General features: G+C 59.1%; 18 protein-coding genes. 15 read left to right on the top strand and 3 right to left on the bottom strand.

Features of this window, described 5'->3' with window-relative positions:
* The first annotated feature begins 1 nt into the window (after position 1).
* Positions 2-703, top strand: a complete 702-nt coding sequence (ung, locus tag V7756_RS07735) for a uracil-DNA glycosylase (protein WP_335609576.1) — start codon at positions 2-4, stop codon at positions 701-703.
* A gap of 17 nt (positions 704-720) precedes the next feature.
* Positions 721-1,536 (top strand): enoyl-CoA hydratase, encoded by an 816-nt coding sequence (locus V7756_RS07730; RefSeq protein ID WP_335609575.1) that lies wholly within the window; start codon positions 721-723, stop codon positions 1,534-1,536.
* Between the two features lie 15 nt (positions 1,537-1,551).
* Here V7756_RS07730 and V7756_RS07725 read toward each other — a convergent pair whose 3' ends face one another.
* Entirely contained in the window at positions 1,552-2,385 is an 834-nt protein-coding gene (locus V7756_RS07725) for an HDOD domain-containing protein (RefSeq protein ID WP_335609574.1), read from the bottom strand.
* 22 nt (positions 2,386-2,407) lie between these two features.
* Positions 2,408-3,421, bottom strand: a complete 1,014-nt coding sequence (gene ygfZ, locus V7756_RS07720; RefSeq protein ID WP_335609573.1) for a CAF17-like 4Fe-4S cluster assembly/insertion protein YgfZ — start codon at positions 3,419-3,421, stop codon at positions 2,408-2,410.
* A 125-nt stretch (positions 3,422-3,546) separates the two neighbouring features.
* On the opposite strand from ygfZ, the gene V7756_RS07715 reads away from it, so the two are divergent.
* Together V7756_RS07715 and V7756_RS07710 are read left to right on the top strand one after the other, a co-directional pair.
* On the top strand, positions 3,547-3,801 hold the full coding sequence (locus tag V7756_RS07715; protein WP_335609572.1) for an FAD assembly factor SdhE: 255 nt from the start codon (positions 3,547-3,549) through the stop codon (positions 3,799-3,801).
* Positions 3,785-4,237 carry a hypothetical protein gene (locus V7756_RS07710; RefSeq protein WP_335609571.1) on the top strand — a complete coding sequence of 151 codons (453 nt, stop codon included), beginning with the start codon at positions 3,785-3,787 and terminating at the stop codon, positions 4,235-4,237. Before V7756_RS07715 ends, V7756_RS07710 begins: the two co-directional genes overlap by 17 nt.
* Here V7756_RS07710 and nadB read toward each other — a convergent pair.
* Entirely contained in the window at positions 4,206-5,819 is a 1,614-nt protein-coding gene (gene nadB / locus V7756_RS07705; RefSeq protein ID WP_335609570.1) for an L-aspartate oxidase, read from the bottom strand. The two genes, V7756_RS07710 and nadB, sit on opposite strands and share 32 nt — an antisense overlap.
* Before the next feature lie 273 nt (positions 5,820-6,092).
* On the opposite strand from nadB, the gene rpoE reads away from it, so the two are divergent.
* The 11 genes from rpoE (at position 6,093) to recO (ending at position 15,875) form a co-directional block, all read left to right on the top strand.
* A complete protein-coding gene (gene rpoE, locus V7756_RS07700) occupies positions 6,093-6,668 on the top strand; it encodes an RNA polymerase sigma factor RpoE (protein ID WP_335609569.1) in 576 nt (191 codons plus the stop codon).
* A gap of 56 nt (positions 6,669-6,724) precedes the next feature.
* Positions 6,725-7,345 (top strand): sigma-E factor negative regulatory protein, encoded by a 621-nt coding sequence (locus V7756_RS07695; RefSeq protein ID WP_335609568.1) that lies wholly within the window; start codon positions 6,725-6,727, stop codon positions 7,343-7,345.
* 9 nt (positions 7,346-7,354) lie between these two features.
* Positions 7,355-8,302: a MucB/RseB C-terminal domain-containing protein gene (locus V7756_RS07690; protein WP_442908977.1), complete on the top strand. Its 948-nt coding sequence runs from the start codon at positions 7,355-7,357 to the stop codon at positions 8,300-8,302.
* Complete coding sequence (locus tag V7756_RS07685) at positions 8,295-8,774, top strand: SoxR reducing system RseC family protein (protein WP_335609566.1); 480 nt, start codon at positions 8,295-8,297, stop codon at positions 8,772-8,774. Before V7756_RS07690 ends, V7756_RS07685 begins: the two co-directional genes overlap by 8 nt.
* Before the next feature lie 52 nt (positions 8,775-8,826).
* Positions 8,827-10,257 (top strand): DegQ family serine endoprotease, encoded by a 1,431-nt coding sequence (locus tag V7756_RS07680; RefSeq protein WP_335609565.1) that lies wholly within the window; start codon positions 8,827-8,829, stop codon positions 10,255-10,257.
* Positions 10,258-10,450: 193 nt separating this feature from the next.
* Entirely contained in the window at positions 10,451-12,250 is a 1,800-nt protein-coding gene (gene lepA / locus V7756_RS07675) for a translation elongation factor 4 (protein ID WP_335609564.1), read from the top strand.
* 21 nt (positions 12,251-12,271) lie between these two features.
* A complete protein-coding gene (gene lepB, locus V7756_RS07670) occupies positions 12,272-13,150 on the top strand; it encodes a signal peptidase I (protein WP_335609670.1) in 879 nt (292 codons plus the stop codon).
* Positions 13,151-13,203: 53 nt separating this feature from the next.
* Entirely contained in the window at positions 13,204-13,581 is a 378-nt protein-coding gene (locus V7756_RS07665) for a DUF4845 domain-containing protein (RefSeq protein WP_335609563.1), read from the top strand.
* The gene (rnc, locus tag V7756_RS07660; protein ID WP_335609562.1) at positions 13,578-14,267 is read left to right on the top strand and encodes a ribonuclease III; all 690 of its coding nucleotides are present in this window, start codon (positions 13,578-13,580) and stop codon (positions 14,265-14,267) included. The genes V7756_RS07665 and rnc overlap by 4 nt, the downstream gene beginning before the upstream one ends.
* Entirely contained in the window at positions 14,260-15,162 is a 903-nt protein-coding gene (gene era, locus V7756_RS07655) for a GTPase Era (RefSeq protein WP_335609561.1), read from the top strand. Before rnc ends, era begins: the two co-directional genes overlap by 8 nt.
* Before the next feature lie 14 nt (positions 15,163-15,176).
* On the top strand, positions 15,177-15,875 hold the full coding sequence (gene recO, locus V7756_RS07650; protein WP_335609560.1) for a DNA repair protein RecO: 699 nt from the start codon (positions 15,177-15,179) through the stop codon (positions 15,873-15,875).
* Positions 15,876-15,906 lie beyond the last annotated feature (31 nt).

Genomic DNA, 15,906 nt, shown 5'->3' with positions numbered 1-15,906 from the left:
TATGGCCGAGCGACGCATTGATCTGGAGCCGGGTTGGCTGGCGGCGCTGGAGGGTGAGTTTGAACAGCCTTATATGCAGTCACTGCGCGCTTTTCTGCAGGCAGAAAAGGCCGCAGGCAAACAGATCTACCCCCCTGGCCCGTTGATTTTCAGTGCCTTGAATTCGACGCCGCTGGACAAGGTCAAGGTGGTTATCCTTGGCCAGGACCCCTATCACGGTCCGGGCCAGGCCCATGGCCTGAGCTTTTCCGTGCCGCCGGGCGTACGCCAGCCGCCGTCGCTGAAGAACATGCTGAAAGAGCTGGAGCGCGACCTGGGCTTGCCGATCCCGGCCCATGGTTGCTTGCAGTCCTGGGCGGAGCAGGGCGTGCTCCTGCTTAATTCCGTGCTCACGGTAGAGCAGGCCAATGCGGGTGCACACGCCAACCGCGGCTGGGAGGTGTTTACCTCCAAGGTGATCGAGGCGGTCAATCGTCATCAGCAGCACTGCGTGTTCATGCTGTGGGGCAGCTACGCACAGCGCAAGGGCCAGCAGATCGACGCCGAGCGTCACTGCATTCTCAAATCGGTTCATCCATCACCGCTATCGGCGCACCGCGGTTTTATCGGTAATGGACACTTTTCCGCTGCCAACGACTATCTTGTAGAACATGGTATGGCGCCTGTGGACTGGCGCTTGCCTGCTGTCGAATATCCTGCCTGATTCGTTCTGGAGGTATTATGGAACACGCACTGCAACCCTACACCGCGCTGGTCCCGCGTACCGACAAACTGGTGGTACAGAAGGTTGGCCATACGGCGTTGGTGACCATCGACAATCCCCCCGCCAACACCTGGGACACCGATACCCTGCACGGCCTGCCTGAGCTGGTGGCACACCTGACCCGTGACAGCGACATATACGCCTTGGTCATCACGGGTCGAGGTGAGCGCTTCTTTTCTGCGGGTGCCGATCTCAAGCTTTTCGCCGATGGCGACCGGGCCCGTGCCCGGGAACTGTCGCGCCTGTTTGGCGAGGCATTCGAAGCGCTGCGGGACTTTTCCGGTGTTTCCATTGCGGCCATCAATGGCTACGCCATGGGCGGCGGTCTGGAATGCGCGCTCGCCTGCGATGTCCGCATTGCCGAGCGCCAGGCGGTAATGGGTCTGCCAGAAGCCGGGGTAGGGTTGTTGCCCTGCGCAGGGGGCACCCAGGCGCTGGCCTGGCTGGTGGGCGAAGGCTGGGCCAAGCGGATGATTCTCTGTGGCGAGCGCATAGACGGCGTGCGTGCCGAGCGCATAGGTCTGGTTGAAGAATGTGTCGAACAGGGTCAGGCGCTGGGGGCAGCGCTGCGGTTGGCGGCGCAGGTGTCGCGGCAGAGCCCGACAGCCGTGCGTTACAGCAAGGAATTGATTCAGGGTGCGAGACAACAACCGATGAACAGTCTCTTGTCGCGCGAGCGAGAGCGTTTTGTGGATTTGTTCGAGCTGGAGGATACCCGTGAGGGGGTGGACGCCTTTCTCAGCAAGCGCCCGCCCCAATGGACGGGCAAGTAAGCCGCAGGGCTGTGGTCAGGCCAGCCACTGCATGGCCGCTTCCATCTCGGCCGACAGGTCCTCGTCTTCCTGCTCTTCGGCTGGGTTGAGTCCCAGTTTGGCGAAGGAGGTAATATTGCTCCAATCCATCTGCGCGTAGGGATGGGCGCTGCCAGCCAATGACTGCAACATCGCAACCTGGACAATATCGGAGTAGTCGACTGTGCTGGAGTTGCGATTGAAGTCCAGATGCTCGGTAGGCACGTGACGCAGTGGCGCGGGAAAGTCCCAGGCCTGCAGGATGCGGTCACCCAGAATCGGATGGATCTTCTCGATGACCAGGTTCAGGCTGATAGAGTCGCGAAGCAACTGATTGTTCTCTTCGGCATAGCTGAGAATCGGCAACACGCCGATCTGGTGCACCAGGCCGCCCAGCGTGGCCTGGTCCGGCTTGAGGCGCGTGTAGTGACGGCAGAGCACATGGCTGATACCGGCGACTTCGGTGCTGCGATTCCAGACCTCGCGCATCTTGCGGTCGATGACGTCGGAGGTGGCCTGAAACATCTGCGACATGGCCAGACCGGTGGCCAGGTTGGCGGTGTAGGTAATGCCCATTCGATTGACCGCCATCGACAGGTCGGTAATCTCCTGACGACTGCGCAGCAAAGGGCTGTTCACTACCTTGATCAGCCGAGCACTGAGCGCGGCGTCGTTGCTGATCTCCTTCACCAGATGGGGAATGCTGACGTCCGGGTCTTCTGCGGCTTCGCGTACGCGCAAGGCCACTTCGGGCAGGGTGGGTAGCACTAACTGATCCTTTTCGATTGCCTGGATCAATTCCTCTTGTACGCGTTGTGCCAGATCTGTCATTGGGTAGTCCCTTGCTGTTTTGCTACTGCGCAGTCGTTTCGCTGACTGTCAGCTCCGATTCGTAAGGCAGGTCGGCAAGTGTCACTAGTGGCCCCTGGCTATTTCCTGCACTCAATGTCGCCAATTGTGCCGCATCCTTCTGCAGCACGGCCAGCATTTCCACCTGTTTGTGCCCCGTAGCGGCAATTACCACCTCGCCCACCACTTTGCCACTGTCGCGATCAACTATGGGCGTTGCCGGCTCAGGCGCCGCGTCGCCCGCCAGTAGCAGACGATACATGCGGCGTTTGAGCTTGCCCAGGTACTGCATCCGCGCAACGATTTCCTGACCGGTGTAGCAGCCCTTCTTGAAACTGACGCCGCCGAGCTGTTGCAGATTAAGCATCTGCGGAATAAAGAGTTCCAGCGTGGGCCCGGTCACCTGGCCCACGCCGGCACGAATCTGCCGCAGCAGCCAATGGTTCAAGGTGTCTGCACCGGCATGCTGCAGCAGTTGGTCGGTGCGTTGCAGGGCGTTATCACTGTCCAGCCAAATTTCACAGGCGCCGTCGGCCAGGCGAACCACGCGGATCCCGGGCTCGCAGTGCGTCTGGCCGGGCTCGGCGGGCATCTGCAGGCGAGCAGCAGCCAGCGCCTGCTCGACGGCCTCACCCCAAAGCCCAAGCCGCAACCAGTGATCAGACTCATCGCTGAGGGTGGCCTTGAAAAAGGCCGCGTACTTGCCAAGGTCGGCCAACTGCGGCGCTATGAGTTCGCGCGCCATGCTGAGCAGAAAGCCGTTCTCGCTGCGCTGCAAGCGAAAGCTGGACTGCATGCGTCCCTTGGGATTGCAGCGCGCGCCCAGGGTGCTGGAATTGGCTTCCAGGCGGGCGACGTCGCAGGTCAGTTGGCCTTGCAGAAAACGTTCAGCGTCGGGCCCCTCGACCGCGATGACACCTTCATGCTGCAACCAGCTCAGGTGGGTGCCTTTGTCGGCTGCAGTGGAGGTCTCAAAGCGCGTGGCTAACTCGGCGGCTATAGTGGAAAGTGCAGTCATGCCGATGATTGTTCCCTTGGGCGTGAGTGATACATCATAGGGGCTATGCCGGGTATTTGTCAGGCTCCCCTGCCGTTATAATGGTGCTATTGTCTCGCAGTTCAATCCTCAGTGTGGAGTTGCCGATGTCGGCCGATATAGAAGTAAAGCGTTTGTACTGGCATAGCCGCCGCGGCATGTTGGAACTGGACCTGCTGCTGATACCTTTTTTGCAGGAGGTGTACCCAACGCTGGATGAGGCCGACAAGGAGCGCTACCGCGTATTGCTGGAATGCGAGGATCAGGACATGTTCGGCTGGTTCATGCAGCGCGGTGAACCCGATGACCCGGATCTGAAGCGTATCGTGAGGATGATATTGAACCGTGTACAGCCAGACTGATTATCTCGTCATGCGCCGTCAGCCATCACGCTGGCTGGCCTTGCTTCTGCTGGCCAGCAGTCTTTTGGCGTGCCTGGCCGTGTATAAAAGCGCGCTCAGTCTGCTACCGAGCCTGCTTTGCGTGTTGCTGGTCTGCAGTTACGGTTGCTGGGTCTGGCCGCGGCAGATAAGCCTGCAGCATCCGCATTCGGTGACCGGGCTGCGGTTTGACAGTGAAGGTTGGCACATTCTGCGCCGTGACGGCTCCGAAGCGGCGGCAAAGTTGCTGGCTGATACCTATGTCAGCGCCATGCTGACCGTGGTACGTCTGCGTGAGCAGGGGCGTTGGCGTGCCGTTTCCGTGGTGCTGGCTACCGATGCCGCCTCGGAGGAAAGCCTGCGCCGCCTGCGCTTGCGGTTGCGCTTCAGTCGGCAGCGCTGGGCGGCTGCAGAATAGTGTCCAGTGCCTCGTCCAGTTGGGCGGGGTAGTCCAGAGTGTAATGCAGGCCGCGGCTTTCCTGACGCAGCATGGCCGAACGAATGATCAGATCGGCCACTAGCGCCAGGTTGCGCAGCTCCAACAGGTCGCGGCTGACCCTGTAGTTGCTGTAGAACTCATGAATTTCCCCACGCAACATGTCCACACGGTGTTTGGCGCGTTGCAGGCGCTTGGACGTACGCACGATTCCGACGTAGTCCCACATGAAGCGCCGCAGCTCATCCCAGTTGTGCGAGATGATTACATCTTCGTCCGAGTCCGTGACCTGGCTTTCATCCCACCCAGGCAGGTCATGCGGCATGCTCACCTGGTCAAGCTGCGCCATGATGTCCTGGCTCGCGGAGCGGCCATAGACAATGCACTCCAGCAAGGAGTTGCTGGCCATGCGATTGGCGCCGTGCAAGCCGGTGAAGCTGGTTTCGCCAATGGCATACAGCTGGCTCACGTCGGTGCGCCCGTTTGCCTCCACCATTACTCCGCCGCAGGTGTAGTGCGCCGCCGGTACCACCGGGATGGGTTCGCGGGTGATGTCGATGCCGAACGCCAGGCAACGTTCGTGCACGGTGGGAAAATGCGAGCGAATGAACTCGGCCGGTTTGTGCGTGATGTCGAGATACACGCAGTCCAGACCCAGGCGCTTCATCTCATGGTCGATGGCGCGCGCGACTATGTCTCGCGGAGCAAGCTCGGCGCGCTCGTCAAAGCGCGGCATGAACCGATCCCCGTTGGGGAGTCGGAGCAGGGCGCCTTCGCCGCGCAGGGCTTCAGTGACCAGGAAGCTCTTGGCCTTGGGGTGGTACAGGCAGGTCGGATGGAACTGATTGAATTCGAGATTGGCCACCCTGCAGCCGGCACGCCAGGCCATGGCAATGCCGTCGCCGGAGGCGCTGTCGGGATTGCTGGTATAAAGGTACACCTTGCTGGCGCCGCCAGTGGCCAGCACGGTGAAGCGGGCGGCGACAGTTTCCACATGACCGCTGGAGCGGTTGAGGATGTAAGCCCCCAGGCAACGCTTGCCGGGACGGCCCAGCTTCTGGGTGGTGATCAGGTCAACCGCCACGCGGTTGTCCAGTAACACTATGTTCTGATGTTCTTCGGCGCGCTTGAGCAGGGTGTTGAAAATCGCCGCGCCCGTGGCATCGGCGGCGTGGATGATGCGTCTGTGGCTGTGCCCGCCTTCGCGGGTCAGGTGAAAATCGTCGGTCTCGCTGCCATCCTCGCGTCGCTCGCGAGTGAAGGGCACCCCCTGTTCCACCAGCCAGCCTATGGCGGCCCGGCTGTCGCCGACAATCTGTCTTACGGCGTCCTCATGACACAGGCCGCCGCCCGCAATCAGCGTGTCTTGCACGTGCGCATCCACGGTATCGCTATCGTCGAGTACTGCCGCTACGCCCCCCTGCGCCCAGAACGTAGAGCCTTCGGACAGTTTGCCCTTGCTCAGCACGGCGACCCGCAAGTGCGCAGCCAGATGCAGAGCCAGCGTCAAACCAGCGGCGCCGCTGCCAATCACCAGTACGTCATATTCGTGTTGCTGCGTCATAATCTCTCGTCTTGCCGGTAGGGTGGCGCGGATTGCCGATCACGGCGACCTAGTATATAGAAGCCGTCTGTCACACAATACTGCCATTGGCGTTATCGCGGCATGCCGGTATGGTGTCGGCCCAATAGTGGCAATTTGCATTTGGGTGCGGAACTTTTTGCAAGACGCTGGCTCCTATTTCTGTACCTGAGTGAGGGGAGAACTTTTGGTTACATCTTGGGTCTACCATAACAACGCTGTCTGGATGGCCTGTAGCAAAGCAGGAGTCGAGACATGACTGAACAAACCGACCAGCAGTTGGTCGAACGTGTTCAGAAGGGTGATAAGAGAGCATTTGACCTGCTGGTGCTGAAGTATCAGCACAAGATTCTGGCCTTGGTCACGCGTTTTGTGCATGACAGCCATGAAGCGCAGGACGTTGCTCAAGAAGCCTTCATTAAGGCGTATCGGGCGCTGGCCAATTTTCGCGGCGATAGTGCTTTTTACACCTGGCTGTACCGTATTGCGATCAATACAGCCAAGAATTATCTGGTGGCGCGTAATAGGCGCCCGCCAGACTCGGATATAGCGGCGGATGAGGCCGAGTTCTACGAGGGTGATAGCATCCTCAAGGACATACACTCACCCGAACGAGATATGTTGCGCGATGAGATTGAACAAGTTGTCAATCGCACGCTCCAACAGTTACCGGATGATTTAAGGACGGCTTTGACCTTGCGTGAGTTTGAAGGTCTGAGTTACGAAGATATTGCCAATGTAATGGATTGCCCTGTGGGTACCGTGAGGTCTCGCATCTTCAGGGCACGAGAGGCAATAGATAAAGCACTGAAGCCCTTGCTGGAAGCGTAACGGGTGTTCAGCAGCGCAACGCAGCGAGCCCTTGGGGCCATAGCAGAGGTACAGCAATGAGAAGCGAAATCTTGCAGGAGTCTCTTTCCGCCCTCATGGATAACGAGGCTGATGATCTGGAAGTGCGCCGTGTTCTCCAGGCCACCGAACAGGATTCCGCTCTGCGTGGTACATGGGAGCGCTATCAAATGGCGCGCTCGGTATTGCACAAAGAGCATTGGCAGGGTTCGGTAGACCTGTCTGCCGGTATTGCTGCTGCTCTGCGCGACGAGCCGGAGTTGCAGATGCAATCTGCAGCGACTGCGCCGGTGCGCTCTGGCCTGTGGCGCAACATGAGCCGCGTGGCAGTCGCCGCCTCGGTTACTGTTGCGGTACTGGTAGGGGTGCGCATGGTCAATCAGGGCGATGCTCCGACGCAGCCAACGCTGGCGGCAGAGACCACTATTGTTGCTCCCAGCCTTGCGGCTGCCCCAGGCACCCATTCCGGGGCAGTGCTGGCTGGCTATTCCCAGTCTCAGGGAGTCGGTGCTGAGCCAATCGCGCCCGCTCAGGCACCTTCGGCCTGGCATGAGCAGCGAATTGGACGTTATCTGCGCGAACACGCAGAAAACAGCGCTCAGTTTTCTGCGCCGCAGCTGGTTCCTTACGCACGTGCGGCCAGCATAGAAGGGCGATAAGTGGTTACATTGAAACGCGGTTGGGGCTGCTGCTGTCTGGCAGCCTTGCTGGTTTCGCCGGCGGCGCTGGCGAATGACGCGCAAACCTGGTTGCACCGAATGTCGGATGCTACCAGTCAGGTAAGTTACACCGGAGCCTTCGTTTACGAGCGCTCCGGTAGTTTTTCTACCCATCAGGTCTGGCATCGCGCCACCGACGAAAGCGTGACCGAGCGCCTTCTGCAGGCCGATGGCGAGCCCCTCGAGTGGGTGCGACGAGATGGCCACGTCCAATGCGCAACTTCCTACTCTGCCGGCCCCCTGTGGGATACCAGCACTGAGGCCGCCCAAGATCCTGCGATGCTGGAACAGTGGTATTCCCTCGAAGTCTTAGGCGGAACGCGGGTTGCTGATCGGGCTGCAACCGTGGTCGCGGTCAAGCCGCGGGACAATTATCGTTACGCCTACGAGCTTTATCTCGACAACGAGACGGGCTTATTGCTGAAATCCTTGCTGATTAATGAGCGCAGCACTTTGCTGGAGCGGTTTCAGTTTACCAATCTCTCTTACTCCGATATTTCTGATGCAAGCCTCGAGCCCGGTCCGGGCTGCCTCCAGCTTGACGCGACCCTCAAGAGCGAAGGTGCAGACAGTGAAGCCTGGGAGCCGGGTTGGCTGCCGCCTGGCTTTGTCGCCGGGCCTCAAGATATCCGCTCCTTTGCAGTGGATGAAAGCCCTGTTTCCAGTCGCGTTTACACCGATGGCATGTCCCGTTTCACGGTATTCGTAGAGTCCTTGGGTGAGGAGGGGCTGGCCGATGATTTGCGTGCCCAGCTCGGTCCTACGGTGGCAGTCAGCCGCAAGTTGAAAGCGTCCAATGGTGTGTTTTTGGCTACGGTAGTGGGTGAAATACCCCCTGCCGCCGCCGAGCGTATAGCGTCTTCCTTCGCCCAGCCGGCCGAGCCTGCCAGTGATTGAAGAGCGCGGACGGGTGCTCAGCGTGGAACCCGGTGCGGTCTGGGTTAGCACAGTGCGAGCCAGTACTTGCGGTAGCTGTCAGGCCAAGGCCGGATGTGGGCAGTCTTTGCTACAAAAGCTTGGTGCCGGCGCGACGCAGGGATTCATCCGTGCGCTCGCAGAGAATGACTGGCAGGTAGGGGATGAAGTCATCATAGGCGTGCCAGAGGACGCTCTGGTACATAGCGCCCTTTGGGTGTACCTGGTGCCCTTGCTTGGGCTGTTTGTTGCTGCGCTCGGGGCGCAAGCGTTTGGGTGGCCGGAGCCGGCGATTATTCTGTTCGCGGCCATTGGCCTACTGACCGGTTTCCTGCTGGTGCGCTGGCGCGCCGGCAGGATGCAGGCAGATCCGCACCTGCAGCCGCGCGTACTTGCGCGCGCGGGAATTGGTGGTGTCAGGCTATTGGAGGGAGTGCCAGCGAAGGCACGCTAGGAAGGATCTACATTCGGTTTCTCTCGTTTCATCCATAGGAGAACATACGCATATGTTGTCAGTGCGACGTTGGGTAGCGGCAGCCGCAGGTGCCGCTCTTTTGGGGTGGCAATCGCTGGTTCTTGCTGCAGACCTGCCAGACTTTACCGAGCTGGTAGAAGAGGCGTCACCGGCTATTGTCAATATCAGTACCAAGCAGAATCCTTCCGCGACACCCGCCGCTGCGGTACAGGGTATGCCGGACATGGAGGGGATGCCTCCGCTGTTTCGCGAGTTCTTCGAGCGCAGTTTTCCGCAAACCCCCTCACCCCGTGAGCACCAGGCGCCGCAATCTCTGGGATCAGGGTTCATCATCTCCAAAGACGGCTATGTGCTGACCAATAATCACGTCATCGCCGACGCCGATGAAATTTACGTCCGCCTGTCTGACCGTCGTGAGATGGAAGCCAAGCTGGTAGGTGCCGATCCGCGCTCCGATCTTGCTCTGCTGAAAGTCGAGGCCGGTGCTGATCTGCCGGTGGTGAAGATTGGCAAGTCGGCAGACCTCAAGCCGGGAGAGTGGGTTTTGGCAATTGGTTCGCCTTTCGGTTTCGACTATTCGGTGACCCAGGGGATCGTCAGTGCCAAGGGTCGCAGCCTGCCGAATGAAAACTATGTGCCTTTTATCCAGACCGATGTGGCCATCAACCCGGGTAACTCGGGTGGACCGCTGTTCAATCTGGATGGCGAGGTGGTCGGCATCAACTCGCAGATCTTTACCCGTTCCGGTGGCTTCATGGGGTTGTCGTTCGCAATCCCCATGGATGTGGCCATGGATGTGGTCGAGCAGATCAAGGCCACGGGCAGCGTTCAGCGCGGTTGGTTGGGCGTAGTCATTCAGGAGGTCAACAAGGACTTGGCGGAATCCTTTGAACTGCCCAAGCCCGCAGGTGCCCTGGTAGCGCAGATCATGCCCGGCGGTCCAGCCGACAAGGGTGGTTTGAAAGTGGGTGATGTGATCATGGAGTTCAACGGTCAGGAAATCAGCCGTTCTTCAGATCTGCCGCACGCGGTTGGCCGGGTGCGTCCTGGCAGCAAAGCCAGCATGGTGGTAATGCGTGACAAGTCGCGCAAGACATTGACCATGGAGATTGGCAGCCTACCCGAGGATGACAACCTTGCTTCCCTGGGTGGTGATGTCGAGTCGGCAGCGCCGCCTTCGGCTGATAACCGCCTGGGCGTCAGCGTAGTCGAGCTGAGCGCAGAGCAGAAGCAGAATCTGGATATCCACAGTGGTGTGGTCGTTCGGGAAGTCGCCAAGGGGCCGGGTGCCATGGTTGGCCTGCGTCCAGGTGACATTATTACCAACCTGGACAACCAAGCGGTCGATTCTGTGGATAATTTCAACAGCATCACCAAGGCACTGCCGAGCAATCGCTCTGTATCCATGCGTGTGATCCGGCAGGGTCGCGCCAGCTACATCACTTTCCGCCTGGCGGAATAGCCCCATTCGAGCCTTTTTCGGCTCGCGCGAATATCCGCTGGGTGGTGCCCTCAGGCCTGCCCAGCGGCTAGCGCTGCGATAGCACCGCCCTCGGTAATCAGGTACACTCGCCGGCTGTTTTCGGGGGATTTCTTCCCGTTCATCGCCATGTCTGGCAACCTTGCCCGACAACTACGTCTGGATGATCCGCGCTGTGAGTGACCTGAGCCTAATACGTAATTTCTCCATCATCGCCCATATCGACCACGGCAAATCGACTCTGGCTGATCGCTTCATCCAGATCTGCGGTGGCCTGAGCGAACGCGAAATGGAAGCCCAGGTGCTCGATTCGATGGATCTGGAGCGTGAGCGCGGCATTACCATCAAAGCGCACAGCGTCACGCTGTACTACACCGCCAAAGACGGCAAGACCTACCAGCTCAACTTTATCGACACCCCTGGTCATGTTGACTTTCATTACGAAGTCAGCCGCTCGCTGGCTGCCTGCGAAGGCGCCTTGCTGGTCGTAGACGCTGCCCAGGGTGTGGAAGCGCAATCGGTCGCCAACTGCTACACGGCCATCGAACAGGGCCTGGAAGTCATGCCGGTGCTCAACAAGATCGATTTGCCGCAGGCGGAGCCTGAACGCGTCAAGGCCGAGATCGAAAGCGTGATTGGTATCGACGCTACCGACGCCGTAGCCTGTAGCGCCAAGAGCGGTATCGGTGTGGAAGACGTGCTGGAAAGCCTGATCAAGACCATCCCGGCGCCGGTGGGCAATATTGAAGCGCCCTTGCAGGCGCTGATCATCGATTCCTGGTTCGACAATTACCTTGGTGTGGTCTCGCTGGTGCGGGTCAAGCACGGTCGAATCAAGAAGGGTGACAAGGTGCTGGTGAAGTCGACTGGCAAGCTGCATCAGGTTGACAGTGTGGGCGTGTTCAACCCCAAGCATTCGGAAACCCCAGATCTCAAGGCCGGCGAAGTGGGCTTCATCATCGCCGGGATCAAGGACATTCATGGTGCACCGGTGGGCGACACCCTGACGCTGGCGGCCACCCCGGATGTCGCGATGCTGCCCGGCTTCCAGAAGGTCAAACCGCAGGTATACGCCGGTCTGTTCCCGGTCAGCTCCGACGACTTCGAGGACTTCCGCGAAGCGCTGCAGAAGCTGACCCTGAACGATGCCGCACTGCAGTTCGAGCCGGAAAGCTCTGAGGCCCTGGGCTTCGGTTTCCGCATCGGCTTCCTTGGCATGCTGCACATGGAGATCATTCAGGAGCGTCTGGAACGCGAATATGACCTGGACCTGATCACCACTGCGCCGACCGTGGTATTCGAGGTGGTCAAGAAAGACGGTGAAATCATCTATGTCGACAACCCCTCGCATCTACCGGACCCATCGGTCATCGAAGAGATGCGCGAACCCATAGTGCGCGCCAACATTCTGGTGCCGCAGGATCATCTGGGCAGCGTGATTACCCTGTGCATCGACAAGCGCGGCGTGCAGCACGACATGATATTTCTCGGTACCCAGGTTCAGGTTATCTATGATCTGCCGATGAATGAGGTGGTGCTGGACTTCTTTGACCGCCTGAAGTCGGTGAGCCGCGGTTACGCTTCGCTGGACTACAGTTTTGATCGCTTCCAGCCGGCCAAGCTGGTGCGTCTGGATGTACTGATCAATAACGAGAAAGTGGATGCGCTGGCGCTGATCGTGCACCGTGACAACGCTGCTTTCAAAGGGCGCCAACTGGTCGAGAAAATGCGCGAGCTGATTCCCCGGCAGATGTTTGATGTGGCCATTCAGGCAGCCATGGGCGGGCAGATTGTCGCTCGTTCGACGGTAAAAGCGCTGCGCAAGAACGTATTGGCCAAGTGTTACGGTGGCGATGCCAGCCGCAAGAAGAAGCTGCTCGAAAAGCAGAAGGCCGGCAAGAAGCGGATGAAGCAGGTAGGTAGTGTAGAAATTCCGCAGGATGCCTTCCTCGCGGTGCTCAAGGTAGACAACTAGGAACGTGAAGCGCACACAATGATGCATATCAATTTCCCGCTGATTCTAGTGCTGGCTGTGGCCATCAGTGGTTTTCTCGCATTGCTCGACCTGCTGTTGCTCGCCCCGCGCCGCCGTCGAGCGGTCGCGGCCTATGAGTCCCGGGTTGATGTGGCTGATCCGCAAACAGTGGAGAAGCTGCGCAAGGAGCCCTTGCTCGTCGAGTACGGCAAGTCATTCTTCCCGGTGCTGGCTGTGGTTCTGGTGCTGCGGTCCTTCCTGGTTGAACCCTTTCAGATTCCGTCCGGTTCAATGAAACCGACGCTGGAAGTGGGCGACTTCATTCTGGTCAACAAATTTGCATACGGCATCCGTCTGCCGGTAGCCGACACCAAGGTTATTCCGATTGGTGACCCGCAGCGCGGCGACGTCATGGTGTTTCGTTACCCCAACGATCCGACCATCAACTACATCAAGCGGGTGATTGGCCTGCCCGGTGACCATGTGCGTTATGCCGGCAAGCAGTTGTTCGTGAATGGCAAGAAGGTGGAGCATGAACTGGTCGAGATCATCCCCGACGATGAAGTGCCAGCCGGGCATCCGTTGCAGGCGCTGGCGAATGCCGCTATATATCGTGAGCAACTGGGCGAAGTCAGTCATCTGATTCGCCAGAAAAGATTGTCGCAGACACCCCCGGAAAAAGAGTGGGTGGTTCCCGCCGGCCACTATTTCATGATGGGCGATAATCGCGACAACTCTAACGATAGTCGTTACTGGCACGCCGACGATATGCCCAGGGAGTTGTGGGGAATGGTCCCGGACAACTATATTGTAGGCAAGGCTTTTGCAGTATGGATGCACTGGCCGGAACCCAAGCTTAGCAACCTGCCGAGTTTTTCCAGCGCGGCCCTGATTCACTGAGGGGCGGGTGGCAGTTGTCAACATAACATCAACAACGGACGTACGAGGTTATTATGCGCCACTCTCAGAAAGGGGCATCGTTTTTTGGCTGGTTGGCAGTTATTGCGCTGCTGGTGTTTGCCATGGTCATAGCGATGAAGCTGGTTCCCATCTACATGGATCATTTTGCGCTGCGCAACATGGTCACGTCGATCAATGAAGATCCAAGCCTGAAAATCCGCTCGATACGCGACCTCAACAGCCATATCGACAAGGGCATGCAGATCAACAGTATCCGCGATATCAATGCCAAGGAAGCGATCAAGGTTACTGCCAGCGGCAACGATGCCTATACGGTGGTGATCAAGTACGAGCAACGAGCACCCCTGCTCAACACGGTGGACCTGCTGGTGCACTTTGATGAAACCCATATTGTCAGACCCTTAAAGTGAGCAACAAGCTAGACCGACTTGAACGCAAGATAGGCTATCAATTCAAGGATCAGGACCTGTTGGTCCTGGCCTTGACCCACCGCAGCCTCGGTGGCCGAAACAACGAACGACTGGAATTTCTCGGCGATTCGATTCTCAATTTCGTTGCCGCCGAGATGCTCTTCCAACATTTTCCGCAAGCGCGCGAGGGGCAGCTTTCACGCCTTCGTGCGCGCTTGGTCAAGGGTGTCACCCTGGCTGAGTTGGCCAAGGGCTTCGAGCTGGGCGAGTATCTGCGCCTGGGATCGGGCGAACTCAAAAGCGGTGGTTTCCGCCGCGAATCCATCCTGGCTGACGCCACTGAAGCCATTATTGGTGCTATCTACCTGGATGGCGGCATGGAGCCGGCGCGTGAACGTGTGTTGCACTGGCTGGTCGGGCATATCGCCACCCTCACGCTGGTAGACAACAACAAGGATCCCAAGACGCGGCTGCAGGAATTTCTGCAGTCGCGGCAGAGCGATCTGCCTCGTTATGAGGTGATCGAGAGCAGTGGTGAAGCCCACTGCAGAACCTTTAAAGTGGATTGTCAGGTGGACCTGCTGCCGGCACCGACCTTCGGTGAAGGCAACAGCCGCAGGCTGGCCGAGCAGCAGGCTGCTCAGCTGGCACTGATCGCACTGGGCGTGGAGAAAGCAGATGACTGAAGCCGTTAGCCGCTGTGGCTATGTTGCCATTGTAGGGCGTCCCAACGTCGGCAAGTCGACCTTGCTGAACCATATTCTCGGCCAGAAACTGGCAATCACCTCGCGCAAGCCGCAGACCACGCGCCATACCATGCTGGGCATCAAGACCGAGGATGCCGTACAAGCGATCTACGTCGATACCCCTGGCCTGCACAAGGAAAACGAGAAGGCGCTCAACCGTTTCATGAACAAGAGCGCCAGTCAGGCGCTGCGTGATGTGGATGTGGTGCTCTTTGTGGTGGATCGCACCCGTTGGACCGACGAAGATCAGATGGTTTTCGAGCGCGTGCAGTACGTGACCTGCCCGATACTGCTGGTGGTCAACAAGGTCGATCGCATGGACGACAAGAGCGATATTCTGCCCCACCTGGAATGGCTTGCTACACAGCTGCCCAATGCCGAAGTAGTGCCGGTATCGGCGCTGCACGGACGCAACATCGAGGTGCTGGAAGAGCTGATCGCCGAGCGCCTGCCGGAAAGCGAGCACTTCTACCCCGAAGATCAACTGACTGACCGCAGCTCGCGTTTTCTTGCCGCCGAACTGGTGCGCGAGAAAGTGATGCGCCAACTGGGTGCCGAAATCCCCTATCAGGTGGCGGTCGAAATCGAGCAGTTCAAGCAGGAAGGCAAGATTCTGCATATTCATGCTCTGATACTGGTCGAGCGTGACGGCCAGAAGAAGATCATCATCGGTGACAGCGGCGAGCGCCTGAAGAAGATTGGCCAGGAAGCGCGACTGGACATGCAGAAACTGTTCGGTAGCAAGGTCATGCTGCATCTGTGGGTCAAGGTGCGCCGCGGCTGGTCGGATGACGAGCGAGCGCTGAGCTCGCTGGGCTACCGCTTCGACGACTGAAGCGGCGCCTCGCCATGTCTCTGGACCTGCAGCCTGCTTACGTGCTGCATAGCCGCCCCTACCGTGACAGCAGTGCGCTCGTCGATTTGCTGACCCTGCGCGAGGGCATGCAACGGGTGGTCTGGCGCGGCGCAAGACGCGGCAAAGGTGTTCGTCCGCAGGCGTTCACGCCCTTGCTGTTGTGCCTTTACGGTCGCGGTGAACTCAAGACCCTGCAGCAGGCAGAGGTGGCCGGCAGCCATGTGCGGCTGCAGGGAGAGGCCCTGTTCAGCGGTCTCTATCTCAATGAATTGCTGGTGCGGCTGTTATCCTTTGGTGATCCGCAGACCTTGCTGTTTGCCGCCTATCAACGCGCGCTGGAGCAGTTGTCTGCCGAGGTGGCGGTTGAGCCGGTGCTGCGCGAATTCGAGTGGCAATTGCTTGACCTTCTGGGCTACGGTTTCAGTTTGCAGCGCGATGCTGCAGACCAGCCGGTCTCACCATCTGCGCTTTATCACTGGGATGCGCAACAGGGCCTGCAGCCTGTATACATCGAGCAGCCCGGGCTATTGCCGGGCGCCGGACTGCTGGCAATGGCCAACGGCGACTGGCAACATCCCGCCGCGCTGCATACCGCCAAGCGCTTGATGCGCAAGGCCCTGGCGGAGCATCTGGGGGACCGGCCACTGGTCAGTCGCCAGCTGTTTTCCGCTGGTCGCGAAAGCAAACCTTAATTCAGAGCGCGGTGGCCTGTGCCGCCGCGTG

The organism is Halopseudomonas sp. (genome assembly GCF_036961105.1).
Taxonomy (GTDB): domain Bacteria; phylum Pseudomonadota; class Gammaproteobacteria; order Pseudomonadales; family Pseudomonadaceae; genus Halopseudomonas.
Note: the sequence above shows the minus strand (reverse complement) of the source record. Positions and strands in the feature narration are given on the sequence as shown.

Excerpts from the sequence above, each read along its gene's own strand:
- V7756_RS07725 (WP_335609574.1), bottom strand. The coding sequence starts at position 2,385 with ATGACAGATCTGGCACAACGCGTACAAGAGGAATTGATCCAGGCAATC.
- V7756_RS07680 (WP_335609565.1), top strand. The coding sequence starts at position 8,827 with ATGTTGTCAGTGCGACGTTGGGTAGCGGCAGCCGCAGGTGCCGCTCTT.
- V7756_RS07730 (WP_335609575.1), top strand. The coding sequence starts at position 721 with ATGGAACACGCACTGCAACCCTACACCGCGCTGGTCCCGCGTACCGAC.
- lepB (WP_335609670.1), top strand. The coding sequence starts at position 12,272 with ATGCATATCAATTTCCCGCTGATTCTAGTGCTGGCTGTGGCCATCAGT.
- recO (WP_335609560.1), top strand. The coding sequence starts at position 15,177 with ATGTCTCTGGACCTGCAGCCTGCTTACGTGCTGCATAGCCGCCCCTAC.
- ygfZ (WP_335609573.1), bottom strand. The coding sequence starts at position 3,421 with ATGACTGCACTTTCCACTATAGCCGCCGAGTTAGCCACGCGCTTTGAG.
- nadB (WP_335609570.1), bottom strand. The coding sequence starts at position 5,819 with ATGACGCAGCAACACGAATATGACGTACTGGTGATTGGCAGCGGCGCC.
- V7756_RS07715 (WP_335609572.1), top strand. The coding sequence starts at position 3,547 with ATGTCGGCCGATATAGAAGTAAAGCGTTTGTACTGGCATAGCCGCCGC.
- era (WP_335609561.1), top strand. The coding sequence starts at position 14,260 with ATGACTGAAGCCGTTAGCCGCTGTGGCTATGTTGCCATTGTAGGGCGT.
- V7756_RS07695 (WP_335609568.1), top strand. The coding sequence starts at position 6,725 with ATGAGAAGCGAAATCTTGCAGGAGTCTCTTTCCGCCCTCATGGATAAC.
- ung (WP_335609576.1), top strand. The coding sequence starts at position 2 with ATGGCCGAGCGACGCATTGATCTGGAGCCGGGTTGGCTGGCGGCGCTG.
- V7756_RS07665 (WP_335609563.1), top strand. The coding sequence starts at position 13,204 with ATGCGCCACTCTCAGAAAGGGGCATCGTTTTTTGGCTGGTTGGCAGTT.
- rpoE (WP_335609569.1), top strand. The coding sequence starts at position 6,093 with ATGACTGAACAAACCGACCAGCAGTTGGTCGAACGTGTTCAGAAGGGT.